The 25,428-nt window shown below is 70.9% G+C and carries 23 protein-coding genes; 16 read left to right on the top strand and 7 right to left on the bottom strand.

The genetic code is table 11. The annotated features are described in order from the left end of the window. Positions 1-129 precede the first annotated feature (129 nt). Positions 130-1,011, top strand: a complete 882-nt coding sequence (locus ACH4U8_RS09060) for a GNAT family N-acetyltransferase (protein ID WP_395776420.1) — start codon at positions 130-132, stop codon at positions 1,009-1,011. Positions 1,012-1,098: 87 nt separating this feature from the next. Here the strand turns inward: ACH4U8_RS09060 and ACH4U8_RS09055 are convergent, their stop codons facing one another. The 4 genes from ACH4U8_RS09055 to ACH4U8_RS09040 form a co-directional block, all read right to left on the bottom strand. After that, a complete protein-coding gene (locus tag ACH4U8_RS09055; protein ID WP_395776419.1) occupies positions 1,099-1,872 on the bottom strand; it encodes a TIGR03084 family metal-binding protein in 774 nt (257 codons plus the stop codon). Positions 1,873-1,992: 120 nt separating this feature from the next. Next, positions 1,993-2,346, bottom strand: coding sequence for a hypothetical protein (locus ACH4U8_RS09050; protein ID WP_395776417.1), 354 nt, complete (start codon positions 2,344-2,346; stop codon positions 1,993-1,995). Positions 2,347-2,352: 6 nt separating this feature from the next. After that, the gene (locus tag ACH4U8_RS09045) at positions 2,353-2,535 is read right to left on the bottom strand and encodes a hypothetical protein (RefSeq protein WP_395776415.1); all 183 of its coding nucleotides are present in this window, start codon (positions 2,533-2,535) and stop codon (positions 2,353-2,355) included. A 166-nt stretch (positions 2,536-2,701) separates the two neighbouring features. After that, on the bottom strand, positions 2,702-3,784 hold the full coding sequence (locus tag ACH4U8_RS09040) for a protein kinase family protein (protein WP_395776994.1): 1,083 nt from the start codon (positions 3,782-3,784) through the stop codon (positions 2,702-2,704). A gap of 383 nt (positions 3,785-4,167) precedes the next feature. Here ACH4U8_RS09040 and ACH4U8_RS09035 point away from each other — a divergent pair, with 383 nt between their 5' ends. Together ACH4U8_RS09035 and ACH4U8_RS09030 are read left to right on the top strand one after the other, a co-directional pair. Further along, complete coding sequence (locus ACH4U8_RS09035) at positions 4,168-5,286, top strand: serine hydrolase domain-containing protein (protein ID WP_395776413.1); 1,119 nt, start codon at positions 4,168-4,170, stop codon at positions 5,284-5,286. 338 nt (positions 5,287-5,624) lie between these two features. Beyond that, positions 5,625-6,008 carry a VOC family protein gene (locus tag ACH4U8_RS09030; RefSeq protein WP_395776411.1) on the top strand — a complete coding sequence of 128 codons (384 nt, stop codon included), beginning with the start codon at positions 5,625-5,627 and terminating at the stop codon, positions 6,006-6,008. A 49-nt stretch (positions 6,009-6,057) separates the two neighbouring features. Here the strand turns inward: ACH4U8_RS09030 and ACH4U8_RS09025 are convergent, their stop codons facing one another. Further along, a complete protein-coding gene (locus tag ACH4U8_RS09025) occupies positions 6,058-6,858 on the bottom strand; it encodes a hypothetical protein (RefSeq protein ID WP_395776409.1) in 801 nt (266 codons plus the stop codon). Between ACH4U8_RS09025 and ACH4U8_RS09020 the strand changes: the two genes are divergently transcribed. After that, positions 6,857-7,216: a hypothetical protein gene (locus ACH4U8_RS09020; protein ID WP_395776407.1), complete on the top strand. Its 360-nt coding sequence runs from the start codon at positions 6,857-6,859 to the stop codon at positions 7,214-7,216. The genes ACH4U8_RS09025 and ACH4U8_RS09020 overlap by 2 nt on opposite strands. 139 nt (positions 7,217-7,355) lie before the next feature. After that, a complete protein-coding gene (locus tag ACH4U8_RS09015; protein ID WP_395776405.1) occupies positions 7,356-7,877 on the top strand; it encodes an EF-hand domain-containing protein in 522 nt (173 codons plus the stop codon). A gap of 559 nt (positions 7,878-8,436) precedes the next feature. Here ACH4U8_RS09015 and ACH4U8_RS09010 read toward each other — a convergent pair. Further along, complete coding sequence (locus tag ACH4U8_RS09010) at positions 8,437-9,000, bottom strand: DUF4396 domain-containing protein (RefSeq protein WP_395776403.1); 564 nt, start codon at positions 8,998-9,000, stop codon at positions 8,437-8,439. 153 nt (positions 9,001-9,153) lie between these two features. Between ACH4U8_RS09010 and ctaD the strand changes: the two genes are divergently transcribed. The 3 genes from ctaD (at position 9,154) to ACH4U8_RS08995 (ending at position 14,782) form a co-directional block, all read left to right on the top strand. Next, positions 9,154-10,926 (top strand): cytochrome c oxidase subunit I, encoded by a 1,773-nt coding sequence (gene ctaD / locus ACH4U8_RS09005; RefSeq protein WP_395776401.1) that lies wholly within the window; start codon positions 9,154-9,156, stop codon positions 10,924-10,926. A gap of 152 nt (positions 10,927-11,078) precedes the next feature. After that, positions 11,079-12,737, top strand: coding sequence for a ribosomal protection-like ABC-F family protein (gene abc-f, locus ACH4U8_RS09000; RefSeq protein ID WP_395776399.1), 1,659 nt, complete (start codon positions 11,079-11,081; stop codon positions 12,735-12,737). Between the two features lie 221 nt (positions 12,738-12,958). After that, positions 12,959-14,782 (top strand): DUF4157 domain-containing protein, encoded by a 1,824-nt coding sequence (locus ACH4U8_RS08995; protein WP_360314209.1) that lies wholly within the window; start codon positions 12,959-12,961, stop codon positions 14,780-14,782. A 151-nt stretch (positions 14,783-14,933) separates the two neighbouring features. Here the strand turns inward: ACH4U8_RS08995 and ACH4U8_RS08990 are convergent, their stop codons facing one another. Further along, positions 14,934-15,314 carry a VOC family protein gene (locus tag ACH4U8_RS08990; RefSeq protein WP_395776397.1) on the bottom strand — a complete coding sequence of 127 codons (381 nt, stop codon included), beginning with the start codon at positions 15,312-15,314 and terminating at the stop codon, positions 14,934-14,936. A gap of 160 nt (positions 15,315-15,474) precedes the next feature. On the opposite strand from ACH4U8_RS08990, the gene ACH4U8_RS08985 reads away from it, so the two are divergent. The 8 genes from ACH4U8_RS08985 (at position 15,475) to ACH4U8_RS08950 (ending at position 25,352) form a co-directional block, all read left to right on the top strand. After that, a complete protein-coding gene (locus ACH4U8_RS08985) occupies positions 15,475-16,890 on the top strand; it encodes an FAD-dependent oxidoreductase (RefSeq protein ID WP_395776395.1) in 1,416 nt (471 codons plus the stop codon). A 177-nt stretch (positions 16,891-17,067) separates the two neighbouring features. Continuing rightward, complete coding sequence (locus ACH4U8_RS08980; RefSeq protein ID WP_395776393.1) at positions 17,068-18,270, top strand: hydroxymethylcytosylglucuronate/cytosylglucuronate synthase; 1,203 nt, start codon at positions 17,068-17,070, stop codon at positions 18,268-18,270. A 54-nt stretch (positions 18,271-18,324) separates the two neighbouring features. Further along, positions 18,325-19,314 carry a cytosylglucuronate decarboxylase gene (gene blsE, locus ACH4U8_RS08975; RefSeq protein ID WP_360314217.1) on the top strand — a complete coding sequence of 330 codons (990 nt, stop codon included), beginning with the start codon at positions 18,325-18,327 and terminating at the stop codon, positions 19,312-19,314. Beyond that, positions 19,302-20,294 carry a CGA synthase-related protein gene (blsF, locus tag ACH4U8_RS08970; RefSeq protein WP_395776391.1) on the top strand — a complete coding sequence of 331 codons (993 nt, stop codon included), beginning with the start codon at positions 19,302-19,304 and terminating at the stop codon, positions 20,292-20,294. Before blsE ends, blsF begins: the two co-directional genes overlap by 13 nt. A 99-nt stretch (positions 20,295-20,393) precedes the next feature. Continuing rightward, complete coding sequence (gene blsG / locus ACH4U8_RS08965) at positions 20,394-21,572, top strand: arginine 2,3-aminomutase (protein ID WP_395776389.1); 1,179 nt, start codon at positions 20,394-20,396, stop codon at positions 21,570-21,572. Then, positions 21,569-22,747: a DegT/DnrJ/EryC1/StrS family aminotransferase gene (locus ACH4U8_RS08960; RefSeq protein ID WP_395776388.1), complete on the top strand. Its 1,179-nt coding sequence runs from the start codon at positions 21,569-21,571 to the stop codon at positions 22,745-22,747. The genes blsG and ACH4U8_RS08960 overlap by 4 nt, the downstream gene beginning before the upstream one ends. Continuing rightward, positions 22,744-24,051, top strand: a complete 1,308-nt coding sequence (locus ACH4U8_RS08955) for an ATP-dependent carboxylate-amine ligase (protein WP_395776386.1) — start codon at positions 22,744-22,746, stop codon at positions 24,049-24,051. The genes ACH4U8_RS08960 and ACH4U8_RS08955 overlap by 4 nt, the downstream gene beginning before the upstream one ends. After that, a complete protein-coding gene (locus tag ACH4U8_RS08950; RefSeq protein ID WP_395776384.1) occupies positions 24,048-25,352 on the top strand; it encodes an MFS transporter in 1,305 nt (434 codons plus the stop codon). Before ACH4U8_RS08955 ends, ACH4U8_RS08950 begins: the two co-directional genes overlap by 4 nt. Positions 25,353-25,428: the final 76 nt, after the last annotated feature.

The raw sequence follows: 25,428 nt of genomic DNA, 5'->3' as shown, positions 1-25,428 counted from the left end.
CGGAGGCCGACGCCATCGCCGTAGCCGTAGCCGTAGCCGTCAAGGAGGTGTGCGGCACATGCGCACGAGTGGTCGGCAAGCACGCCCGAACCCTGCCGGCTTGTTCCTCCTCCCCACGACGGAGACACCTTGTCCATTCGCATCACCTCGCTGATCGACCCCGACGGCGGCCCGTCCGCCCGCCGCCTGGCGTGGCTGGCTTCCGACGGCGACGGCAACCCCGTCGGGTCGGCGTTCCTGCGTCTTTTCACCCGGCCCGGGCAGGACCACCTCGCCGAGTTGGACCTGCAAGTCCATCCGGCCGAGCGGCGAAACCGCACCGGCACCCGGCTCCTGGAGGAAGCCGTGGCCGCCGCGCGTGGAGACGGCCGGCGCTGTGTCATCGCCCAGGCCGAAGCCGGCTCTCCCGGGGCGGAGTTCCTCCCGGCCCGGGGCTTCCGCAAGGTGCTGACACTGACCTTCACCCGCCTCCTCCTGGCCGACGCGGACCTCCCGGCTCTCACCCGCGTCACCGAACAGCCGTGTCCCGGCTACCGGTTGGTGTCCTGGGACGGCACCGTGCCCGACCACCTCGCCGACACGTTCGTCGCGTCACGGCACGCCATGGACGACATGCCGATGGGCAGCACCGACTTCGGCACGGTGACCTGGGACCTGGAACGGGTTCGGGCCGCGGCCGCAACCGTCGAGAAGCGGGGTTCCGCGCTACACACGGTCGCCGCCATCGACACGTCGGACGGCTCGATCGCCGGCTTCACCGAGTTGGTGATCCCCGGTGACGGCAAGGGCGATGGGCAGCACTACGGCACCGGCGTCCTCCCCCGACACCGAGGGCACGGCCTCGGCCGCTTGATGAAGGCCGCCTCGATCCTCCGGGCCATCGAACGATATCCGGACCTCGGCGGCCTGCTCACCGACACCGCCGACAACAATCCGCACATGCGGCACATCAACGACGCACTCGGCTACGCGCCGACGCACACGACCTTCGAATACCAACTCGACCTCTAGAAGCGGCGGGAGCCGGGCCGGCGCATCATCCCGGCTCGGCCCCTCCGCTGCGCCGGCGGCATCCGGAGGGCTCCGCCATCGACCTCGTCAGAGGAATACCCGCGCATTGTCCAGCCACGTCTGCGCGTCCGCACCGACCGCCGTCAGGTCGGTCTCGGCTCGGGACCGGCGTTGGGTGACCCGAAGGCAGAAGTCGAGAGCACTGCCCTGTACCCGTTGCGCCGCGTCCTCCGGGCCCCACGCCCAGATCCGTCCGTCGGGACCGGCCAACTCGACGCGGAACGGCTCCGCCGGAACCGGCAGCCGAGCGGCGTAGAACGACAACTCCCGCCCCATCACTCCCAAAGCGGCCACCTGCCGCAACCGACCCGTCGAACGGCGGGCAACACCCAGGGCGTCGAAAACGTCCTGCCCGTGCGCCCACACCTCCATCAGCCGAAGCGGTGCGACCAGCGTCGCGGTCACCTCCGAGCCATACCAGGGAAATCCGAGATCCGGAGGCACCTCCCGCAGCGCCGCCACGACCTCTGCCCGCCCGGCCCGCCACTGTTCCAGCAACAGCGATCGCGGCTTCGCGGCTCCCGCCGCCGCATCGAGATCGGCATACTCCTCGCCCGCCGCTTCCGCCTCCTTCAGGACGGCGCCGAACGCCTCCGGAGTCCGCAAGGCGACGAGCACATTCGCATCGGCCGAGGCAAGGTGCGCGATCTGATGAGCAATCGTCCATCCCACCGCCGGAGTCGGCCTGCTCCAGTCGTCCTGCGCCGACACCAAAGCATGCAACTCATCGCCTTCCGCCACCAAGTCGGCCAGTGCGACATCCCGCTCCAGACCGGACGTATCAAGGCCATAATTCAGCATCCGCCGTCACCTTCCACTTCCACCTGCGCGATATGCCCTCGGCTTCCACTTCATCACAACGCGACGCCGCGCGGGCGGGCCGAATACCCGAGCGTCTTCACGGCCGTTGCCTGAAGTGGTTCAGGAGCAGTCGAAGCGATGCCGATAAGGGAGACCCGGGCAACCACCGCAGACGAACACATAGACGCCACCGCAGTCGCCGAGCGTCAGGCCGGACCCCTCCCGGACCCGATCCCGCTCCTCGGCCGACGCAGAGGGCAGGGCGACGTGCTGCTCCTCCACGGGCAACCACCGGTCGCCCGTGGCGCCGTCGTACTCGCCGCCGGCAATCGTCACCAGGTGATCCATGCGCTGCTCGCAGTGCCGACAGTCCGGCCAGTCCGGCTCCTGTGTCCAGAGCGGGTAGCCCCCCAGCTTGATCCCGGGGGCGACGGACAGGTGGTGGTCGTAGACCCACTCCGTCTCGGCCCTCAAACGCTGCTACTCGGCACAGTACGGCCACGGCTCGTCCGTCGGCCACAACACCGGACCGCCCACCGAGCTTTCCCGCACCCCGACCGCGGCCGGGCGCGGATGCAGACGCGTCGAGGTCTTCGCGTAGGGCAACACTTCCGGGAACCACGTCCCCATGTCGACCGGGCTCGGCGGGGTGGTACGGGTCACTGGTGCTCCTGGGGAAGTGGGCGATGGAGCGCAATGTACCGAGTGCCATCGCGGTGTGCGCGTCGACCTGGGCGGAAGGCGAACGACGGCGTCCGATTCGGCATGGACAACTTTCGGTGGTGGCCGGGGCGTTCGATGTCCGGGTCGGGGAGTGGGGGTGGCTCGGTCAGTTCGGGGTGGTGGGGTCGGGACTCGGTGCTCGTTCGATCTCCGCGTGCGGGAAGGGGGTCTGCTTGCTCTCGTTGATGAGGCGGCGGTGGAAGGTGGCCAGGACGGCGGCAGGGCGGGCGTGCCGGTCGATGACGGCCGCGATGTCCGGCCGGATGCCGTCGGGTCGCCGGCCCGCGATCCAGTCGTGCACGAAGGCGTCGCGTTCGGCGTCGCCTCCCACGCCGTCGAGCAGGTGGTAGTGGAGCAGGTGGCTCGCGGTGTAGCAGCGGTCGTACGCGAGGTGTTGCGAGAGGAAGGTGGCCTGGTCCGCCGAGAGGTCGAATCGGGAGCTCAGGGCGAGTCCGAAGTCGGCGAAGTAGAGCCGGTGACCATCGGTCAGGATGTTGTCGAAGTGAGCGTCGAAGTGCACGAGTCCGCGCGAGCTCATGAAGGCGGCCCCGCTCGCCAACGCCTCCTCCACCCGAAGACCGAGCGAACCCTCCTCGCCCTCCGCCACGGCGGTCTCGCGGTGCTCGGCCAGCCACGTGCCGAGGGTCTGCGGCACGTACTCCAGGAAGAGCACCAGGCTGGACGACGACCGGCCGATGGCCTCCAGCCGACGGCGTACGGCCGGTGATCCCTCCCAGTGCGCGACAGCGCCTTCCAGCCCCCCGAACTCGTCGGTGAATCCTTCGGGAGCGGAATCGCGCAGGACCCGCCAGTGGTACATCAGCGGGAATCCCGCGTACTCGTCGCCGAGCACCCAGTTCGTGGTCATGGTGTGCACCGCAAGCTCTCGCCAGGCACCGAACCCGGCCGATCCGATCCCGTATTGGTAGTACATCGGCAGCCCGAAGACGTTCGCCGTCGACCGCACGTTCTCCGGGCGCAATTCCGTGTCGGTCAAGGGGACGCGCTTGACGAAGACGCGAGTTCCGTCGACGCGCAACTCCGCCGATCGGCCGCCGATGCCGGACCCGAGCGGAGTGGCGGCTGCCACCACCTCCCCGAGCCGGTGGTCGCTCAGCAGGGAGAGCTGCGTGCTCACCGCCCCGTATCCGGCCAACCGCGCGGCCCGCAGCCGATCCCGGCCCGGCATCGACGGCTCCTCGGTGCCCGCACCCGGGCTGCTGCGCTCCCACATACGGCACGACCCTACGCCGGCGAGGCCGGGCCGCGTCGGCTGCGCCCACGAAGGCGTGACGGGCGAAGTGGCCTACGTGGTGCGGGCATTGCCCGGCCGTCCCCGGCCGCCCACCACCGCCCGGCCGGTCCCAAACGTTGGTACCCCGGGACGAACCGGCCGCAAATCCTTGAACGAACGGACAACCCACGGCTCCCTCGAATGAGATGACCTGTCCGCAGCGCACAGCAACCCCGCGCGGAACTCCAGGACGGGCACGACACGCCCGCATTCGACCACGTTCGACAATGTGGGCAACCGGTTACTTCGCAGCCAACCTCATCGGAGATGGAGAGCCCATGCGTCGTCGGACAAGCGCTGTCGCGGCCCTGGCGGTCGCGGTCCCCCTGCTGACCGCCTCCGCCCCTGTCGCATCGGCCGCAGCACCGCCGTGTGACACCAGGCCCTTCCAGGCGGCGCTGAAGGCACTGGGCGGTGTCGGCGCGTCGGGGGTCGGCGTGACGGTGCAGAGTCCCCGCTGCGGCGTCCTGACCGGCGGTGTGGGCCTCGCCGACCGCAAGACGGGCCGCAAGGTCGTCGGCAACGAGCACAGCCGCATCGCCAGCAATACCAAGACCTGGGTGGCCACGGTCGTGCTCCAGCTCGTCGGCGAAGGAAAGCTCGGGCTCGACGACACCGTCGACCGTCATCTGCCCGGGCTGATCCGCACCGGGACCTACGACGGACGCACGATCACCCTCCGGCAACTGCTCCAGCACACCAGCGGCTTGCCCGACTACCTGGAGGCACCGTTCTGGCGGGACGAGACCGCGCACCGCTGGGATCACATCGAACCCCTGCAGACGATCGAGCAGGCGCTGACCCTGCCCCCGCCCGAGGACAAGCCCTTCTCCTACTCCAACACCAACTACAACCTGGCCGGAATGATCGTCGCCAAGGTCACCGGGCGCAGCATCGCCACCGAGATCGAACAGCGCATCGTCAAGCCCCTCGGCCTGCGCAACACCTCCTGGCCGGGCGACCGGACCACCCTCCCCGAGCCGGAACTGCGCGGCTACGTCAAGCGGTCCGGGAAGGAACTCGACTGGACGGAATGGAACACCTCGGGAGCCGACGCATCGGGTGCGCTGGTCTCCACCGGCGCCGACGTCACCGCCTTCTGGTCCGCGCTGATGGGCGGGAAACTGCTGGCCCCGGCCCAGCTCGCCGAGATGAAGCGGACCGTTCCCGACCCCACCGTGCGGGGGGCGCGCTACGGCCTGGGCGTCGAGCGCTACGAGCAGGCCCCGGGCCTGGTCACCTGGGGACACAGCGGCTTCATGGAGACCGGACACAAGATCCGGAACACCGTCACCGACGACGGCCAACGGGCCGTGACCCTGCTGATCGGCTCGGAGGAGTTCAAGGAGGCAAAGGTCGACTCCATCCTCCGCACCCTCATCCGCGACCTCCGCTGACCGCCTTCGGCGACCGGGCGGTTCGACCGGGACGGGGCCATGGACCTCGACGGCCGTCTCCCACCGAAGCCTTCGGCCGGCGGCGGTGGCGGCCGCGGCGGTGTGCACGACTCGCGAGGGTCGGGGTCGAGGGGGTGCGAACAGGATGGATGCCGTGACGCCGTCCGCCGAGTTCGCACCCCGGCTGCACACCGGGCTCGGCGCCCCGCTGATCGAGACCGTGCCCGCGCGCCGACTACCGGGGCCGGGGCCGAAATCGTCGCGTGAGGTGCCGTACGTTCCGAGGCGGGAGCGGAACTCGGTGGTATTCGCCGTGCAGATCGGGAAGGCTCGCCCGCATGGTCTCGGTATTGCAGAACGTGGCGATCGACTGTGTGGATGCCTATGGGCTGGCCCGGTTCTGGAGCGGGGTGACCGGCCGGCCGCTGGATCCGGCGGACCGACCGGGCGACCGGGAGGTCCAAGTGCTGTTGGCGGAGGGCCCGGTGTTGTACTTCAACCAGGTGCCCGAGGCCAAGACGATCAAGAACCGGATCCATCTGTGCCTGCGCCCCGAGACGTCGCGCGATGAGGAGGTGGACCGACTGCTGGACCTCGGTGCCACCTTCGTTGCCGATCACCGCAATCCCGACGGTTCGGGCTGGGCGGTCCTCGCCGACCCCGAAGGCAACGAATTCTGCGTGCTGCGCAGCGAGTCCGACCGAGCCGCCATGACTTCCTGACGCCCACGCGGCAGCGCCGACGCGGCGCGATCCCGGCTCGGGCCCAGGCTCAGAGCGCGAATACGGGCCGGGTGGAGAATTCCTCGTACATGTCCTCGCCTTCCGAGGTGTACACGAATTCGGTGGCGAGGAAAGGATTGCGGTTGGCCGTGGCCAGGGCCAGCCATGCGATCAGGCGGCCGTAGCCGCCGCAGACCGACTCGCCGCCGTCGCCGCCGTGCACCGCGGTGACGTCGCTCGTCAGCTCGGTCCGGTACGTGTCGTAGGCGATGAGCAGGCCCAGGGCGTTCGGTCCGTGCTGTGGGCCGGTGTGATCCTCGTAGGGGCTCCGGTCGAGGGGGCAGTCGTCGCCCCATCGGAACAGGGTGGTCGCGCCGGCTCCGCAGGCGTGTTCCCACTCATCGGAGTTCGGCATCCGCAGACCTCGCGCCGCGAGCACCGCCGGCATGTCGGTGGGCGGCTCGGTCAGGTTCTCGTCCTCCACCGCCATCAGCACCGTTGCGAGGGTGACCTGCCGGCGCGGACTGAGCAGGTGAGCGAGATAGGCCCGCAGATCGGGTCCGTACCCGAACCCCGCCTGCTCGCTCTGCCGGTAGTCGGCGACCTGTTCGGGCGTCGGTTGCCAGGTGTCGAGGTCGAATCCGAGCGTGACGACGCCACCCGGTACCAGGGCGAATTCCTGGGCGTCCCGTTCGATCCGGACGCGGTGCATCCGGGCACCGAGGTGCTCCACGGCCTCGACGGCGACAACACGACCGCCTGCCGTATCGGCCGCCTGTCGTGCGACTCGGCGGGCGGTGGAGAGGTCGAATGAACGCCACCGGTCGAAGGTGAGCTCGGCAAGAGACATGCGCGGCACTCTTGCACCCGGCTCCGACAGAGTCGGCCTCGGCACGACCCACCGGAAACGACGTGCCGCCGGCGCCCTCGCCCACCGCGGCCGCAGCTTCGACGGCCCCCTCCTGACCGCGCCCCTGCACGCCCTTCGGAACCCGGCCACCGGTCTTCCCCACCTCGGCATCGCCCGATTCGACCACGCGACGTTCACCGCCGACGCCGGCTTCCTCGGCGCGACCTTCCTCGCGGACGCCGCCTCCGGCCAGGGCCTCACCCCCACCGGGGCCGAGATCGAGATGGCCTCACGCCTCGTCGGACCCGTCCTCCCGGGCCTCGCCGCACTCGCCATCCGGGGCCGCGTCGAACGGTGAGTCCATTGCCAGGGTTTCGCCCTGCCTCCCACGCACGCCCTTTGTACGGCTTATACGACTTGCTCTGACAGGGGAGCATTTACTCACTTCCTGGGTATCTTGCGGCTGCAAAGCCGTGGAGCACCCTGGAGGGAGCGCAGTGTCCGACTCACCGCAGCACCGCATCTTCGCCATGTTGGACGTCGACGGCGACGGAGCCGTCACCCACGAGGAGTATCTCGCCCGGGTCGACCGCGTGGCCTCCGCCGTGGGCCGCGACGCCCACCATCCGGTCGTCGTCGCGTCGCGGGCCGCCCACGAGGCGGTCTTCCGGGACATGGACGCCGACCACGACGGACGCGTGACGTTCGAGGAATATCGCTCGTGGGTGGGGCACGACGCGTTCGAACGCTCCTGCCGACCCGCCCTGGGTTCCCTGTTCGACATCGCCGACGCCGACGCCGACGGGCGCCTGGACCGCGCCGAGTTCATCCGCCTGCGCGCGGCGGGAGGCAACGCCGAGGCCGCTGCCGCCGTAGCATTCGACGCCCTCGACAACGACCGCGACGGACTGGTCGACCGCGACGCCTACCTGGCGGGCATTCGCAATTTCGTCACCATGGGCAGTTCCCCGATGGCCGCCGCCTACGGCACGGGGCAACCGGTGCCGGGCCGTTCCTGACCCCGCCGCCGAAGTCGTCGATTCGGAGCGGTACTTGCCTCGCCGGTCGCCCCAGAAACGGGGGAGGCCCCGGCGCGGGGCCTCCCCCGTGAGTCGGGTGCCTCGCCGCCGGGCGGGTCCCCTCGCGGTCGCCCTCGCGTCACAGGCAAGCCCACTTCGCGTCAGCCTGTCGGCCTGGTGGAGCCTTGCCCACTTCACGCCGGCGTCGGTTCGGATGCCATGGCCGGCTGCTCCGGTCGGCGGGCGGTACCTCGTCGGGCGCGAACGGGCCGTTCGGGTGAGCGAGCCCCGTGTCGGCCATCGAACCAACCGGGCGGATGCTGAAATGGGGCCGCAACCGTCCCCTCGCATACGGGAGACCCATGCTCATCCGCGTCCCGGTCGCGGGCGCCGCCGCCGCGATCGTCGCCGCCGCGACGCTGCTCGCGACGCCTGCCGTCACACGTGCCCACGCCCTCGAACTCCCCGCGCCCACCGCACATTCGGCGGCCGTGCCGGCGCTGCTTCCGCAACAGGACGTCCCCGAGTTGGACGCCCCCGGCGACGCGAAACCCGTCACCTACCCGCCCGACGGCGTAACCCGGCCCGGCGCGAGCACGTTCACGTTCACCGCCCCGCCGCACACCCGCATCGTCGTCCTGGAGATGGACTGCCGCCCCCGCGCCTGCGCCCAAAGCATCGCCGCGGACGGGGCGAGCGCCACCGCGCGTACCCCGCCCGGCCGGTGGCGCTGGGGTACCCCCATGTTGACCGGTGTGGTGACCGCGAAGGCGAGCGCGAAGGCGAGCGCGAAGGCTCCGACGAGGCTGCCCCAGAACAGGCCGTCGCCGAGGCCGGCGTCCATCGCGCCGGGGTAGAACATCATGAAGCCGTTGTCGATGATTTCCATGACGGTGATGGAAATGGTGTCGGCGGCGAGCGCGACCTTGACCATCGCGCCGAAGGACAGGCCGGCGTTGCGAACGCCGAACAGGGTCAGGCCGTACCCGAAGAGGAAGGCCGGCACGACGGCGAGGACGATCGTCTCGACGTTGCCCCAGTCCAGGACGGTGCCGATGGCGAGGCCGAGGATCTCGCCGATCGCGCAGCCGGTCAGGCAGTGGGCGGTCGCGACGGCCGACATGCGCCAGGTCGCGGGCCCATGACCGTGCCCGCCACGATCGTCAATAGCGAGTCGTGGTGCCCCCTGGAGGCGGTTCGTGAACGGAAGCACCAACGCGGCCGGTCACGCCGTCGACCCGGCGTCCCTGTGCCAAGCATCCCGCGGAGCAAACACATGACAGACACCCAGGCGCCGACACCGACCACCGTGCCCACGGCGACGGAGACGGAGACCGTTCCGCGCTCGGCCCGCCGAGGCGAGATCGTGGTGAACTGGCTGACCACCACCGATCACAAGACGATCGGCAACCTCTACTTCGTCACATCGTTCCTGTTCTTCCTCTTCGGTGGCGTGCTCGCACTCGGCATGCGCGCCGAACTGGCGCGCCCGGGAACGCAGTTCATCTCCAACGAGCAGTTCAACCAGTCGTTCACGATGCACGGCGCGATCATGTTGTTGATGTTCGCCACACCCCTGTTCGCGGGCTTCACCAACTGGATCATGCCGCTCCAGATCGGCGCACCGGACGTGGCCTTCCCCCGCCTGAACATGCTCGCCTACTGGCTCTACCTGTTCGGCTCGCTGATCGCGGTCGCCGGCTTCCTCACCCCGCAGGGGGCGGCCGACTTCGGGTGGTTCGCGTACACCCCGCTGAGCGGCCTGGTGCGCTCGCCGTCGATCGGCGGGGACATGTGGATCATGGGCCTGGCGATGTCCGGCTTCGGGACCATCGTGGGCGCGGTCAACTTCATCACCACGATCATCTGCATGCGTACACCCGGGATGACCATGTTCCGGCTGCCGATCTTCTGTTGGAACGTCCTGCTGACCTCGGTGCTGGTCATCATGGCGTTTCCGGTACTGGCAGCGGCCCTGTTCGCGCTGGAGGCCGACCGCAAGTTCGGTACCCACGTCTTCGACCCCGCCAATGGCGGAGCACTGCTGTGGCAACACCTGTTCTGGTTCTTCGGCCATCCCGAGGTCTACATCATCGCGCTGCCGTTCTTCGGCATCGTCACCGAGATCCTCCCGGTCTTCTCGCGCAACCCCATCTTCGGCTACAAGAGCCTGATCGCCGCCACCATCGCCATCGCGGGACTCTCGGTCACCGTCTGGGCACACCACATGTTCCCCACCGGCGCCGTGATGTTGCCGTTCTTCTCGTTCATGACGTTCCTGATCGCCGTACCCACCGGAGTGAAGTTCTTCAACTGGATCGGCACCATGTGGAACGGGTCGCTGTCCTTCGAGACCCCCATGTTGTGGTCGATCGGCTTCCTGGTCACCTTCCTCTTCGGCGGGCTCACCGGCGTCGTCCTGGCCTCTCCGCCACTGGACTTCCACGTCACCGACAGCTACTTCGTCGTGGCCCACTTCCACTACGTCGTCTTCGGCACCGTCGTCTTCGCCATGTTCGCCGGATTCCACTTCTGGTGGCCCAAGTTCACCGGCAAGATGCTCGACGAACGACTCGGCAAAATCCATTTCTGGGCCCTGTTCGTCGGCTTCCACACCACCTTCCTGGTGCAACACTGGCTCGGCGCCAAGGGCATGCCCCGCCGCTACGCCGACTACCTCGCCGGCGACGGGTTCACCACGCTGAACACGGTCTCCAGCATCGGCTCGTTCCTGCTCGGCCTGTCCACGCTGCCGTTCCTGTACAACGTCTGGAAGACGCACAGGTACGGACGCAGGGTCGTGGTGGACGACCCGTGGGGATACGGTCGCTCGCTGGAATGGGCGACCCCCTGCCCGCCGCCCCGGCACAACTTCACCCGGCAGCCCCGAGTGCGCTCCGAATCCCCGGCCTTCGACCTGCACTATCCGGAGGTCGCCGCCGCGGACTACCCCACCCGGCGGGTGGCCGAACTGCTGGCCGGCGCCGATCCCGACATCGACATCGACCCGGCCATCGACACGTCGAAGGGGCCGACGACGAAGCACTGACCGACCGCCGGCCCGCGCGGTCGCCGCCGCGCCGGGCCGCGTCTCTTGTTATGGTGGATGGGTGGCACTGTTCTACTTTCTCTGAGTCCGGGCCCGGCCGACGTCGCCGATTCCGCCGCCCGTAGACACTTCGCATGCCCAGGGAAAGTCACATGCGCGAACGCGCCCACACCACTTCCGACACCCCTTCGCCCGCCGCCGTGGCGCAACTGTCCGTCCGGGACGTCAGCAAGTCCTACGGCACCCGCACCCTCCTCGACCAAGTCTCCTTCACCATCCGCCCGGGCGAGAAGGCGGCGGTCGTCGGCGAGAACGGCTCCGGCAAATCCACCCTGCTCCGGCTGCTCGCCGCAGCCGAGGCCCCGGACGCCGGGCGGATCACCGTCGACTTCCCCGGCGGCATCGGCCACCTCGCCCAGACCCTCGACCTCGACCCGGACCGCACCGTGCAGGACGCCGTCGACCTCGCCCTGACCGAACTGCGGGACCTGGAACACCGGCTGCGCACCGCGGAGGCCCGCCTCGCCGACGCGTCGAAAGACGAACTCGACGCGTACGGCGACCTGTTGAACGTGTACGAGGAACGCGGCGGTTACGGGGCGGACGCCCGCGTCGATGCCGCCATGCACGCGCTCGGGCTCGTCGGGGTCACCCGCGACCGCGTGCTCGGCTCGCTCTCGGGCGGCGAACAATCGCGGCTCGCGCTCGCCTGCGTGCTGGCCGCCGCCCCCGAACTGTTGCTCCTCGACGAGCCGACGAACCATCTCGACGCCGCGGCCGTGCACCACCTGGAGGAATACCTGCGCGCGCACCGCGGCACGGTCGTCGCGGTCACCCACGACCGCGGCTTCCTGGAGCGCATCGCCGACACGATCCTCGAAGTCGACCGGGACACGCGCACGGTGCACCGGTACGGCGACGGCTGGGCGGGTTTCCGGGCCGCCAAGGCCGCCGCTCGACGCCGCGCGGAGCAGCAACACGCGGACTGGCTCGAAGAGGTGGCCGATGCCGAGGAGCTGCTCGACGCCGCGGGGAAGCGGTTGGCCGGCACCGGCAAGGATCCGCGGCAGGGCTTCGGCAAGCACCGCCGCTCCCACGAGGCGAAACTCGGCGGGCAGGTACGGGCGGTCCGTGAGCGGCTGGCCCACCTGCGCCGCAACCCGGTGGCGGCGCCGCCGGAACCACTGCGGTTCACCACGGTGCCGGCGGCGGCCGGTGGCGAACGTCCCGTCGACCTCCCGCTCGCCGAGCTGGACCAGGTGGCGGTCGGCGAACGGCTGCGTCTGGACGAGCTGTTGGCAATCGCCCCCGGGCAGCGCCTGCTGGTCACGGGCGAGAACGGCGCGGGCAAGACGACCCTGCTCCGCCTCCTGGCCGGCGAACTGGAACCGGACGCGGGAGCGGTGCGTCGGACGGCCCGGATCGCCTACCTGGCCCAGGAACTGCCCGCGCGGGCCACCCGCCTCCCGCTGCTCGCCGCGTTCTCGGCCGGCCGCCCGGGGCTGCCGGAGGAATACGCCGAACAACTGCTGGCGCTGGGCCTGTTCCGCAGCGAGGACCTTCCCGTCCCGGTCGCGGCGCTGTCCGCGGGGCAACGACGGCGGCTGCAGATCGCGCGGCTGGTGACCCGGCCGGCGGACCTCCTCGTACTCGACGAGCCGACGAACCACATCGCCCTCGACCTGATCGAGGACCTGGAGGCGGCGCTCGCCGCCTACCCCGGGGCGGTGGTCGCGGTCTCGCACGACCGGCGCTTCCGCGAACGGTTCCCGGGGGAACGCCTGCACCTGCGCGGCGGCCGAAGGCACTGAGCGCCCCGGCTCGACCGAGGGCGTCGGTGGCCGCCGTCCTCAAGACCTGGGAGGTCACCGGCGGATCCCCCGAGAACTGACGTCGTCCCCGCGAGCAGCACGGGGGCGCAACTCCCTCGATTCTCGGCAAAACGCCACGGCACGCGTGCCGGAACACGTAGCTTCGAGCGTGTTGTCGGGTCGGCCGAGCTGGGGGGTTTGGCGTGGGCGGGGAAAGAGCTGTGTCGCCGGCGGTGCGCGGCGCGTTCGAGGAATTGTTCGACGCCGGGTTCGCGGCGGTACGGATTCACCAAGGGGCCCTGGGCACAGGAACGTTCGGCGCCGGGCAGCTCGCCTGTACACACGGCACGGACCTCGCGTTCGCGCCGGGCGCGTACGACCCGCACAGCGTCGCGGGGCGCGAACTGATCGGGCACGAGCTGGCCCACGTGTTGCAGCAGCGGTACGGCCGGGTCCGCCCCGGCGCCCCGGACCCGGCGCTGGAGGCGGAGGCGATCGAGGCCGGCCGGCGCGTCGCGCGCGGCCTGCCGGTGCGGGTGCCGGGCGCCGGGCGCCACGGGCGCGCGGTGACACAGTTCTACAACGTGCACGCCGCCGGTCCGGGGGCGCCGTTCGTGGTCGTCGGCGGTGGTGCGCATCACGCGCCCGTACAGCCGCAGGACTCGTTCATCGGGCAGGTCAAGGCGGGCGGTGGACAGTCGTTCATGACCGGTGCGCCGCCGACCGTGCGGCTCGCGGCGACGAATCCGGGCGGGGTATCGCTGCGGGTGTCGGGCAACAACGAGATGGCGATCGAGGATTGCGACCTCGGGGTCCGGCAACCGAAGTGCTTCTACGCGACGCAGGCCGTCGTCGACGCGAGCAACCACCGCCTGACGCTCATCAATTCGCGCTTTCGGCTGGTGGCCGATCCGCCCGGGGCGAACCAGCGGCGGATCACCGTCGCGGGCAACACGCTGCTCCGGGTGCTGCCGCAGGAGGCCGCGTCGGGCACGACCGGCCTGAACATGCCCTGCAACCAGCCGTGCAACGAGATGATCTCGCACGTGATCGGCGTACCGTTCCCTTCGGTACGGTTCGAAGCGAACCCGCATGTGCCGCACCATCACATGCTCGAATATCACATCGCCCGGGCGCTGTTGCCGGGTCCGCCGCCGCCGGTGCTCGACGACACCGACCTGGTGACGGTCGCCGACACCGCGCGCACCATCGCCGCGGCCTACGGCGCCGCCGCGCACGCGCCGACGGCGACGTTCACCGGGTATCTCCAGACGTACGGACTCAACCAGTTCGCCGCGCCCGGGGTCGGCGAGGGGTTCCTGACCGTGAGCCTGGTCGTCACCGCCCCGACGTCCCAGTTGGCCCAGGGCGCCTATCCCAGCCAGACCGACTTCTACCGTCCCATGGCCGGCGCGAATCCGGTGCTGTTGAGCAGCAGGACCTGGGGCGATCACTGGGCGGGGGTGGTCGCCTCCGACGGGTCCGACGTGGTGACCCTGGAGAACTACGCGCGCAACGCCGAGGACGCGGTGCCCAGTCCGGACGAGCGCTACTACTTCCAGATGTACCAGACCGATCCGGCCGGCGCCGGAACGACCTGGCACACCGCGTGGACGAGTACGCCGATGGTGGCGATACCGCCGCCGGTCCCCGCCGTCCCCCTGCCGCATCCGGCCCCGACCCACTGGCCGGCCACCCCCGGCGTACGCAGCTTCGCGAACCCGTTGACGATGCGGATGGGCCGCGCGCGGGATCGCTGGAACATCATCGCCGACACGCTCTACGCCGCCGTGGCCACCGCCACCATCGAGAACGACCACGGGATGATCGGGACCGCCGCCGACGCGCACGCCGAGATCCGCAACATCCTCAAGGGCCTGCGCTACGCCAACGTGCAGATCGCCGCGAACAACAAGGGCACCAAGGCCCGCAACGACGCCTGGGTGTTGGCGCTCACGAACGCGATGGCGGCACGTCGGTTCGAGGGGAACGTACAGGCGCTGCAACACACGCACGACCGGATGATCGACCTGCTGATGATGTGAACCGCTCCGCCGTCGGCGCGCCCGGTCCCCGGGGAACGGGCGCGCCCGCCCGGCCGCGTCGGCTCGGCCCCCGCGTGTCTCACAAGTAGTGTTCAGGGCACGGCAGTTGCCGCATGACCGCCCCGGGGCTGCGGCTCGGCGCAGCGTGGGGTCAGGAGCCGGCGGCTCGTTCCGCAGCGCTGCGTTCCACGCAGAATTCGTTGCCTTCGAGGTCTGCGAGGGTGACCCAGCCGGATCCGTCGGGGCGGCGGTGGTCGGCGACCAGGGTGGCGCCGAGCGCCGACACCCGCTCGACCTCCTCGTCCCGGGTGCGGTCCGTGGGTTGGAGGTCGAAGTGCATCCGGTTCTTCACCACCTTGCCCTCGGGCACGGCGATGAACAGGATCGAGACGCCCTCCGTCTCGACCAGCGCCTCGGGGTCGCCCGGCTGATCGTCGTCACCGATCCTGGTGTCCAGGACCGCTGCCCAGAAGGTCCCGAGCCGGTAGGTGTCCGCACAGTCGATGGTCACGTGATGCACTAGGGAAGCCATGGCCGACACTATGGCCGCAACCGGGCGATCCGCCAACGGATTTGGCTGTGGCGGGCCTCCAAACAGGAGCCGCCGCACCCACACGGTCGGCGCGAGGCGGTTGCGCGGCGGACTCGAAAAGGCATCGCGGGCAGCCGGTCGACCTGTCACCGTGTGGCCCATGGACAACGAGAGTCCGACGACATCGGTCATCGTGTGCGGCAGCGGCGTGGTGGGGCTGGCCACGGCCCTGATGTTGTCGCGCGGTGGGCATACCGTCACCGTGTGCGAGCGTGACCCCTCGGCTCCGCCCGCCGATCCCGCGGACGCGTGGCTGAGCTGGGAGCGCCGCGGCGTGGCCCAGTTTCGCCAGCCGCACAACCTGCTGCCCCGGTTTCGCCAGGAGCTGGCCCAGGAACTGCCGGATGTGCTGGACCGACTCGTGGCGGCCGGGTGCTACCAGGACAGCGCGCTGTTGCCGTTGCCACCGAGCGTCGCCGGCTACGTCCCCGATCCCGACGACGACCGCTTCCGCTTCGTCACCGGCCGGCGGCCGGTGGTCGAGGCGGTGTTCGCCGCAGCCGCCGAGGACGCGGACATCCGGATACATCGGGGCACGGCGATTGCGGGCCTGCTCGCCGGCGCTCCGGTGCTGCCCGGCATCCCGCATGTGGCCGGCGTACGCACCGTCGACGGCGCCGAGTTCCGCGCGGACCTGGTGGTGGACGCCACGGGACGGCGCACCCCCTCCGCGCACTGGCTGACCGGAATCGGCGCGGCGGGCCCGGAGACCGAGTCCGAGGACGGCGGATTCGCCTACTACACCCGCTACTTCACCGGCCCACGGCAACCGCGGCGACGCAGCGCACCGTTCACGCCGTACGGCACCTTCGCGTTGCTGACCATTCCCGGCGACAACGACACGTGGTCGATCACGGTGGTCACCGGCACCGGCGACGCCCCGCTCAAGGCGCTGCGCGACCCCGAGGCTTTCACCCGGGTGGTCGGCGCCTGCCCGCTCCAGGCGCACTGGCTGGACGGCACGCCCATCACCGATGTCGTGGCGATGGCCGGAGTCCTGGACTGCCGGCGGCGGTTCGTGTCGGCCGGACGTCCGGTGGCCACCGGCTTCGCCGCGGTGGGCGACGCGTGGGCCTGTACCAACCCCACCGCCGCCCGGGGGTTGAGCATCGGACTGCTGCACGCCCGATTGCTCCGGGACGTGGTCCGCGAACACGCCGACGATCCGGCCGGGTTCCCGCTCGCCTGGGACGAGGCCACGGAGCGGGTGGTCGCGCCGTTCCATCGGGAGCAGATCGCCGCCGACCGCGAACGCGCCGCCGAGATGGCGCCCGACCGGATCGGCGAACCGGCGCCCGGGCCGACCCCGTTCGCCGCCGCCGCCTTCCGGGACGCCGAGGTCTTCCGCGGCCTGTTGGAGACCGCCACCTGCCTCGCGCTGACTCGCGACGTGCTCGCGCGACCGGTCATCCGGGCCAGGATCGCCGACGCACCACCCGCGCCGCCCGCGTCACCCTCTCCGATGGGGCCACCCGGGCCGGACCGCGAACAACTGCTGCGCCTGCTGGCCGGCTGAGGCCCACCCGACACCACCATTCTTCATATCAATAGTCCTTCCCATCGAATAACTGAATGCATTTCGGAATATCGACGATGCATTCCGAAAAACAACCGACGAACCGGTTGCACCGTTCGGGAATATCGACCTATATTGATTCCGCCAACTCGCCCGAACGGGAAGTCGACGGATTCAATGCGCACTGATCCCAATGCACGAACCGTGGTCGTCTCCGGCGTGGAATTCGGCTGGGGCAGTTCGGGAAAACTCGGCGCCGTCCTGTCGGCCGTGCGCGAGCGATCGACCGTGCCCCTGAGGTTCGTCGGTCTGGCCTCCGGCCTCGGCCGCCCGGTGTTGGCCGAACACGCCATCGACCGCTGGTACGACCTGCCGGAGACGGACGTACCCGGCGCGGTCGACGCCATCGCCCGGTCGGAAGGGGTGGTCGCCGCGGTCGTCGTCCTGGACGGTGCGCTCGCCACGACGCTGGAGGCGGCCGGCGTTCCCACCGTGTTCGTGGACAGCCTGCCGTTCATGTGGTCCGAGGGGGATCGGGCCGCGCTCCCCCTGGACGCGACGGTCTACTGCGCGCAGAAATGCGTCGAACTTCCCCCCGAGTGCCGGGACGTGCTGGCGTCCGTCCGGAACCTGCGCTGGGTGGAAGCGGTCGTCGGCGCCCCGTCGGCCGCCGAGCCGGCCGCGCGCACCACCCGCCCGCACCGCACGGCCCTGGTCAGCCTGGGCGGCCTGCGCGCCCCTCGGCTCGGCGACTGGACGGCCTACCCGCGCATCGTCGTGCCCGCCGTCCTGGAGGCGCTCGCCGCCCACGGCGTCCACGAGGTGCACGTGGCCGGGAACCTGCCCGCCGACCTGGCCGGAGCACTCGTGGACGCGTCGATCGCACCGCCACGCGTGACCACGGGGGCGCTCGCACACGGCGAGTTCCTGGACCGGGTGGCCGGCTGCGACATCCTGTTGGCCTCCCCCGGCCTGACCACCCTGCTGGAGGCCGGTCGGCTGGGCGTGCCCACCATCTGCCTGCCGCCGCAGAATCTCAGCCAGATCTTCAACGGGCGCTTCCACAGCGACGCGATCGGCACGGAAACCCGGATCGCCTGGCCCAAGGCGGTGTTCACCGAGGACGAGGCGCTGTCGCTGCGCAATCGCGGCGAGGACCACGCCCTGGAGCTGATCTACGCCGGCATCGCCGCGGCGGCCGCGGACGCGGGCGGTCGGGCGACCACGATCGCCCTGCGCGACGACATCCTGACCGCGTTGCGCGGCGCCGCCGAAGACACCGACTGGGGCGCGCTGACCGCGGCCGTCGGGGTCGACGGAGCCGCCCAGGTCGCCGACGCCCTGCTCGCGATCCTGCCCGGCGAACCCCGACCGGCCTGACAGCCGGCTCGACTCGTCTCGTCCCGTCTTCGAACCGGCCCGAAGGGTCCCACCGTGCGTGAGCGTCACCGATATCTCTTCATCAGAATCCTGGAAGCCTGCAACGCCGACTGCTTCATGTGCGACTTCGCACTTTCCCGCGACACCTTTCGGTTCTCGCCTCAGGATTTCGCGGACCTGTTGCCCAAGGCCCGGGAAGCCGGCGTGGCCTATGTGCGATTCACCGGTGGCGAGCCGCTCATGCATCCGGACGTGGTGGAGCTGGTGCGCTCGGGCACGGCCGCGGGAATGAAGATGTCCATCATCACCAACGGCTCGATGTTGCCGAGAATGGCCGAGAGCCTGGCCGAGGCGGGCCTGGCCCAGGTGATCGTCAGCCTGGACGGCGCCTCGGCCGCGACCCACGACGTCTACCGCCGCTCCCCCGGCATGTTCGACAACGGCCTGCGCGGACTGCGCGCCGCCGCGGCCCTCGGTGTCCTGCCCCGAGTCAATACCGTGGTCGGTCCGCACAACTACGCCGAAATGCCGCTGCTCCAGGAGGTGTTGACCCGCGCCGGGGTCCGTCAGTGGGAGTTGTCGGCGCTGAAACTGGATCGCAGCATCACCTATCCCGACCCCGACGAGGTGCGCCGGGTGTGCGACCGCGTCTACGACGCGGATCCGGACTCGCTGCTGGTGCCCATGGGGAAGCGGTTCTACGGCGACGATCCGGAGGAACAGGGGCGCTACTTCGCGGAATCCGTCACCCCCCGCGCGTCACTGCCGCAGTGCCACGTCACCGACGACGTCATCTACATCGACGGCAAGTACGGGCGGATGTACGCGTGTAGCTGCATCCCGCATCGCGAGGGCGACGAGGGCCCGGGCGGCGCCCCGCTGCGCGAGTCGGGCGTGATCGGTCTGGACACCCCGGCCTTCCGCGAGCACGCCGATTTCTATCGCGACCGCGGGCCGCTGGTGTGCAACGGCTGTTCCACCACGGCGGCCGGCTACAGCGACGACGTCGCCCGGCTGGGATCGGTGACCCCGTGGCAGTACTGACTCCGCGGGAGGGGCCCGAGACCCGACGGCCGGACCGCGACGGCGCCGAGCGCCAGTCCGGGCCCGGCGAGCCGGCGCGCCGGATCCTGCTGGTCTCCCGCGACGAGCAACTGGACTCGCTGCTCGCCCGGCGACGCGTCGCCGCCCACCTGCGCGACCTGCGACCCGTGCCGGGCACGTCCGACGAGGCGCCGCCGGACGTGGCGCTGGTCTGCGACGACGAGGCCGCCACCGCGCGGCTGTCGGCCTCGGGCGTACCGGTCGTGCACCTGTACTCGGGCCACCCGGGCACGACGGACGCACTCGGGACGGCCGGCGCGACCGACCGGGCCCTGTACCGCGTGCACCGCCCGGGCTGGCTGCCCGACCCCGACCCCACCCGCGCCCCGACCGGCCTTCGGCCCACCGGCGTGCTCGCGCCGGTCCGGTCGGCCCGCAGCCGACAACGCGCCGGCACCCTGCTGCTGCTGTCCCTGTGGGACGTGCCGGCGGCCGAGGCGGACACGTTCGTCGACACGACGCTGCCCGGGCTGGTGCACGAGGCGCTGCGCCGCACGGGCCGCTGCGAGGTGGTCTGCGACCTGCGGCTCACCCCGATCCGCGCCGCGTTGGCGGGCCTGGCCGACCGCCCTGAGGTACGGGTGAGCCGGGCCGTCGACGTGGATGTGGACACGCTGCATGCCGGGGCCCGGGTGTTCCTGGCCGCGCCGACCCTGGGCGCGTCGGCCCTGGCCCAGGCGCGGCGCGCCCCACTGGTGTTCCTGCCGCCGCTGGGCGGCGCCCAGCGCGATCTGGCCGCGCGGATGCGCCGGCTGGTGCCGGTTCCGTGCGCCGACGACCCCCGGGACCCCGGCGTATGGGCGCCGCCCGACGAGGGCGTCACCACGTTGTGGGACGCGCTCGCCCCCGACCTGGACGACCTGCGCGGCGCCCAGCGCGTGGCGCGTACGCTCCGCCAACTCTCGCTCGCCCCACTGTGAGCTATCCACCGTAGACCCCCGCACGACGCCGGCATCCCCACCGCGTGCCCCGACCGAACGCCTCGCGTCGCCGAAGGCCCGTCACCCCTGGAGCCCGCCATGTCCGCCACGCCCCTCGAAACCACGACCGCCGGCACCCCCGCGGCCGAGCCCACGATCGTGCGACCCCGCGTCCCCGACACGGACTGGAACGACTGGCGCTGGCACATGCGTCGACGCATCACCAACGTCGACAAGGCCCGCCGGTGGATCAACCTCAGCCCGGACGAGGAGCAGGCGATCGCCGGGGTCGCGGGCCGCTACCGCTGGAGCGTCACGCCGTACTACGCCTCACTGATGGATCCCGACGACCCGACGTGTCCGGTCCGGCAACAAGCCGTGCCCGCCTCGGGGGAGTTGGTCGAGTTCTCCGGCGCGGAGGTGGACCCGGTCGGCGACACGTACTACCGCAAGACCAACCGGGTCGTGCACAAGTACCCCGACCGGGTCATCATGTTGATCACCGAGGCGTGTCCGGTCTACTGCCGGCACTGCACCCGCAAGTTCCACACCACCGACGTCAACGGCACCTACTTCCGCGACGACGAGGGTGAGTCGTTCGACGAGGATCTGCGCTACATCGCGGAACACCCGGAGATCCGGGACGTGTTGCTGACCGGCGGGGATCCGCTCTCCTACCAGGACGGCAAGCTGGAGGAGATCATCTCGGGGCTGCGGGCGATCCCGAGCGTGGAGATCATCCGGATCGGCAGCCGGTTCCCGGTGTTGTTGCCGCAGCGGATCACCGACGACCTGTGTGCGATGCTCGCGCGCCACCATCCGGTGTGGGTGAACACCCATTTCAACCACCCGAAGGAAATCACCCCGGAGGCGACCGCGGCGGTGGACCGCATGTTGCGGCACGGCATCCCGGTGGGCAACCAGACCGTACTGCTGCGCGGCATCAACGACGACGTCGCCACCATGCGCACGCTGATGACCGAGCTGCTGCGCATCCGGGTACGGCCGTACTACCTCTACCACTGCGACAACGTCACCGGTGTCTCGCACTTCATGACGTCGGTGGCCAAGGGCTGGGAAATCATGGAGGGACTCCAGGGCCACATCACCGGCTTCGGGGTGCCGCAGTACGTGCTGACCACCAGGATCGGCAAGATCCCGATCGCGCAGCCGTACTTCAAGGTCACCCCGGAGGGGCTGCACCTGCGCAACTACCGGGGCGAGGAGATGCTCGTCGACAACGCGGCGTGCCCGATCACGGAGGCGGACGCACGATGACCCTGGACAAGCGTCTCGGCCAACGTTTCCTGCCCTACGGCGCGAACTACCTCGACTGGTCCGACATGACGGAACTGCGCGAGGTGATCGACCATCGGGTGTTGTTCCGCTACCAGACCGAAACCGAGAGCATGGCCTCGCGGTTGGAACGTGAGACATCCGAACGCCTGGGCGCCGCCCATACGTTGGCCGTGCACAACTGCACCGAGGCGCTGCGGCTCGCGCTGATCGCCACCCGTCCCTCGATCGGCGACCCGGTGTACATCCCGGCGGTCACCTTCGTCGCGGTGGCCGGCGCCGTGTTGTCCTGCGGCCTGATCCCGGTGTTGGTCGACACCGACGACTCGTTGTCGCTGGATCCCACGCTGTTGCCGGCGGACGCCGAGCGGGTGATCGTGGCGCACATGGAGGGCACGGTGGCGCCGCTGCCCGAGGGCGTGCCGTACGTCGTCGAGGACTGCGCCCAGTCGCTCGGCGCCCGCTTCCCGGACGGCCGCGCGGTGGGCACGGTGGGCTACGCGGGGACGTTCAGCTTCCATCACAACAAGGTGCTCACCTCGGGCGAGGGCGGGCTGGTGGTGACCAACGACGAGCAGGCGTGGGCGACGATGCGCTGCTATCACGACCACGGCTCCGCGCGGGTGCCCGGGCGCTATCCCACCTGGAACCAGGACGCCTATTACGGCGAGAACTTCGTCACCAGCGAACAGGTCGCCGCCGTCCAGTGCCAGCAGTTCCGCCACCTCGACGAGCTCCTCGACGGGCTGGAGCGCATGTACGCCATCGCCATGCGCGACCTGCCCGACCGCGCGGATCTGGAGGTACGCCCGCGCGCGGCGGGCGACGCGAAGGTCAGTCTGCGATTCCGCTGCCGGGACCGGGCGTTGCGCGACGCCGCCGTGGCCGCGCTGAGCGCCGAGGGCATCGCCAACTGGACGCTGAACAAGTACCTGTTGCCCGAGCATCCGGTGCTCGCCGGCCGGCGCTCGCTCTACGCCGACGGCTTCCCGTGGAACCACGCGCCCGACGGGCCGCTCGCGCTCAGCCACGACGGATTCGTCCGCACCCGCGACCGGTTGGACCGCACCCTGTGCGTACCGCTGTCCCCGGAGTTGCCCGAGGCCGAACAGGTGGGCGCGGTCAAGGCCATCCGGCGCGTCCTGGAGGCGGTGTGAGCACGCGTCCGGTGTTGCTGATGGTGGACGACCGGGCCTCGTCGTTCACCCGCCACGCGGCCCGGGCGTTGCCGCAGGAGTTGGTGCTGCTGCGCTTCGCCGAGTTGCGGGGCGACCTGAGCGAGGACTACCTGCGCGAGACCGCGCACCTGCCGGCGTTCTGGGTGCGCGAAGGGGTGCCGTTGGCGCAGGAGGCCCGGCGCTACCGGGATTGGGCCGGCGAACTGCCGGTGGCGCCCACCCGATTCTGCAATCCGTCCGAACCGCGCCAGCACCTCGCGCAGCGCTTCGCCGCCCTGGTCGGGCTGCCGCACCTGAGCGAACGCCAGGTGACCTGGGTCCGCGACAAGGCCGCGATGAAGGAGCGGTTTCGCGAGCTGGGCCTGCGGACCGCCGCGTTCGCCCGGGTCCGGTCGGCCGCGGAGGTGGCGCGGTTCGCCGAGCGGTACGGCCGGCCGCTGGTCCTCAAGCCGGTGGACTCGTTCGCCTGCGTGGACACCTTCCTGCTCCCGGGGCCCGAGGCCGCCGCCGAAGTCGACTTCGCGGCCCGGGACTTCATGGTCGAGCAGTATCTCGGCGGCACCGAGTGGGAGGTGTGCGCGCTCATCCACGACGGCGAGGTGCTGGCCGCCTGGCCCAGCGCGATGCCCTGCCGCCCGCTGGACATCGTCGACGGCGCGATGAACGCCAACATCAGCGTCGGCACCGACGAGGGCCCGCCGGTGGACCTGCGCGCGATGCTTCAGCGCATCGTCACCGGGATGGGCATCGACCACGGCTACGCGCACATGGAGTTCTTCGTGGTCGACGGGGAGGTGTTCGCGGGCGAGATCGGGGTCCGGTTGGCGGGTTGCGAGATCCCCGCCAATCACGGGCACGCCTACGGATTCGACGTCTTCGGCGCCACGCTGGACGTCTACCTGGGCCGCCGACCTCGGCTGGAGTACCGCGAACGCCGCTGCGCGGGCGATCTGCTGCTGCCCCTGCCCGGCACGGGCATCGTGCGCCGGGTCACCGGGGCGGACGAACTCCTCTGCCTGCCGGGCGTGATCGAGGCCGTCCTGCGCGTCGGGGTGGGCGACCCGGTGGCGGCCCGGCGCGCCTCGCACAACGCCTCGGGTCACGTCCATGTCGTGGGCGACTCGATCGCGCAGGTCGAGCAGCGCATGCGGGCGGTCCTGGACGCCTTCACGATCGAGGTGGTCCCGGCCCGCGAGGCCGAGGCGATCGCGACGAACCCGGCGGACGAGGCCGATGCCGTCGCGGCGTCCCCGGACCGTGAACCCGATCCGGTGGCCCGATGACCGCGAGCCCGCGCCGAGACACCGAACCCGCCGCCGCGGAAACTCCGCCGGCGCCCCCCGCGACCGGCGGCGTCCTCGGCCGCTTCCGCACCCTGCTCACCCTCCCCCGGGTGGCCGCGGCGGCCTGGTGGAGCGTCGTCGCCCGGCTGCCCGTCTACCTGATGTCGCTGGCCATGGTGCTGACCATCCGCGAACAGGGCGGCAGTTACCCGCAGGCCGGCCTGATCGCCGCGCTGTACACGCTCGGCATGGCGCTGGGCAGCCCGTTGATCGCCCGACGGCTCGACCGCAGCGGACGCCGAGCCGTGTTGATCGTCACCGGTGTGGCCTACCCGGCGACGCTCGCGGCGCTGGTGTGGGCCACCCGCCCGGGTTCCTGGGCGCAGCCCGTGCTGGCCGTCGCCTCGGGGGTCGCGCTGCCGCCCACGAACGCGTGCATGCGCTCGTTGTGGGCGCGCATGCCGCTGTCGGACGACGAGCGTGAGAGCGCCTACCTCTGGGAGGCGCTGCTCACCGAGGTCCTGGTGATCGGCGCACCGCTGATGCTCGCGGTCCTGATGTCGTCCGGCTCCGCCGGGGTCGCGCTGACCACGGTCGCCGTGATCGGCGGCGCGGGCGCCGTGGGCCTGGCCTGGGTGCGGCTCCCGGCGAGCACCGAGGCGGCGTCGACCGGCCCGGAGCCGGCCGAGGCCGACGGCCGAGGCATACCGCGCCATCCGCTGCGCGATCCCTCGATGCTGGTGCTGCTGGGCGTGATGACCGCGTGCGCGGTCCCGATCGGGCTGATGACGCTCGCCATCCCGGCCTTCGTGGCCGCGCACGGATCGCCCGACGGCACCGGCGTGGTCTACGCGTGCTGGGGCATCGGCAGCGCGGTGGGCGCCCTGTGGCTGGGGCGTGCCCCGTCGCGCGTCGCGATGCATGTGCGTTTTCCCCGGCTGGTCCTGGCCTTCGCGGCGGGCACCGGCCTGACCGTGTTGAGCACTTCCCCGCCGACCCTGGCGATCGCGCTGGCCGTCGGCAGCCTGCCGATCGCCATGGTGTCCGCGGGCGAGATGACCCTGGTCGGCGCGCTCGCCGATCGGCGGCTGCTGGCCCGGGCGTTCACCTGGGCCTCGCTGGCGACCGTGTTGGGCGACGCGGTCGGCCAGCAGGTCGGCGGCCTGCTGATCGACCCGATCGGCGCCCGCGGCGTGTTCACCGTCGCGTTCGGCGTGGCGCTGGCGGGAGCCGGACTGGCCTTCTCCGGTCGCCGGTTGCTGGCGCCCGCTGCCGCCGGCCCCGCGCGGTGCGCCACCTGATCGCCGCCGGCGGTGCGCGCCGCCCGTCGCCCCCCATTCCCCTTCCGGTTGCTCCCGCTTGCGCCGGTCGGCCCAC

The organism is Embleya sp. NPDC020886, from assembly GCF_044333915.1.
In the GTDB taxonomy this organism is placed as follows: domain Bacteria; phylum Actinomycetota; class Actinomycetes; order Streptomycetales; family Streptomycetaceae; genus Embleya.
The sequence above is the reverse complement of the archived record's forward strand: the minus strand, read 5'-3'. Positions and strand labels throughout refer to the sequence as shown.

Bases quoted from the DNA above. Each gene is read 5' to 3' on its own strand.
- ACH4U8_RS09055 (WP_395776419.1), bottom strand. From the start codon at position 1,872: ATGCTGAATTATGGCCTTGATACGTCCGGTCTGGAGCGGGATGTCGCA.
- ACH4U8_RS09040 (WP_395776994.1), bottom strand. From the start codon at position 3,784: ATGCCGGGCCGGGATCGGCTGCGGGCCGCGCGGTTGGCCGGATACGGG.
- ACH4U8_RS09035 (WP_395776413.1), top strand. From the start codon at position 4,168: ATGCGTCGTCGGACAAGCGCTGTCGCGGCCCTGGCGGTCGCGGTCCCC.
- ACH4U8_RS09030 (WP_395776411.1), top strand. From the start codon at position 5,625: ATGGTCTCGGTATTGCAGAACGTGGCGATCGACTGTGTGGATGCCTAT.
- ACH4U8_RS09020 (WP_395776407.1), top strand. From the start codon at position 6,857: ATGCGCGGCACTCTTGCACCCGGCTCCGACAGAGTCGGCCTCGGCACG.
- ACH4U8_RS09025 (WP_395776409.1), bottom strand. From the start codon at position 6,858: ATGTCTCTTGCCGAGCTCACCTTCGACCGGTGGCGTTCATTCGACCTC.
- ACH4U8_RS09010 (WP_395776403.1), bottom strand. From the start codon at position 9,000: ATGTCGGCCGTCGCGACCGCCCACTGCCTGACCGGCTGCGCGATCGGC.
- ctaD (WP_395776401.1), top strand. From the start codon at position 9,154: ATGACAGACACCCAGGCGCCGACACCGACCACCGTGCCCACGGCGACG.
- abc-f (WP_395776399.1), top strand. From the start codon at position 11,079: ATGCGCGAACGCGCCCACACCACTTCCGACACCCCTTCGCCCGCCGCC.
- ACH4U8_RS08990 (WP_395776397.1), bottom strand. From the start codon at position 15,314: ATGGCTTCCCTAGTGCATCACGTGACCATCGACTGTGCGGACACCTAC.
- ACH4U8_RS08985 (WP_395776395.1), top strand. From the start codon at position 15,475: ATGGACAACGAGAGTCCGACGACATCGGTCATCGTGTGCGGCAGCGGC.
- ACH4U8_RS08980 (WP_395776393.1), top strand. From the start codon at position 17,068: ATGCGCACTGATCCCAATGCACGAACCGTGGTCGTCTCCGGCGTGGAA.
- blsG (WP_395776389.1), top strand. From the start codon at position 20,394: ATGTCCGCCACGCCCCTCGAAACCACGACCGCCGGCACCCCCGCGGCC.
- ACH4U8_RS08960 (WP_395776388.1), top strand. From the start codon at position 21,569: ATGACCCTGGACAAGCGTCTCGGCCAACGTTTCCTGCCCTACGGCGCG.
- ACH4U8_RS08950 (WP_395776384.1), top strand. From the start codon at position 24,048: ATGACCGCGAGCCCGCGCCGAGACACCGAACCCGCCGCCGCGGAAACT.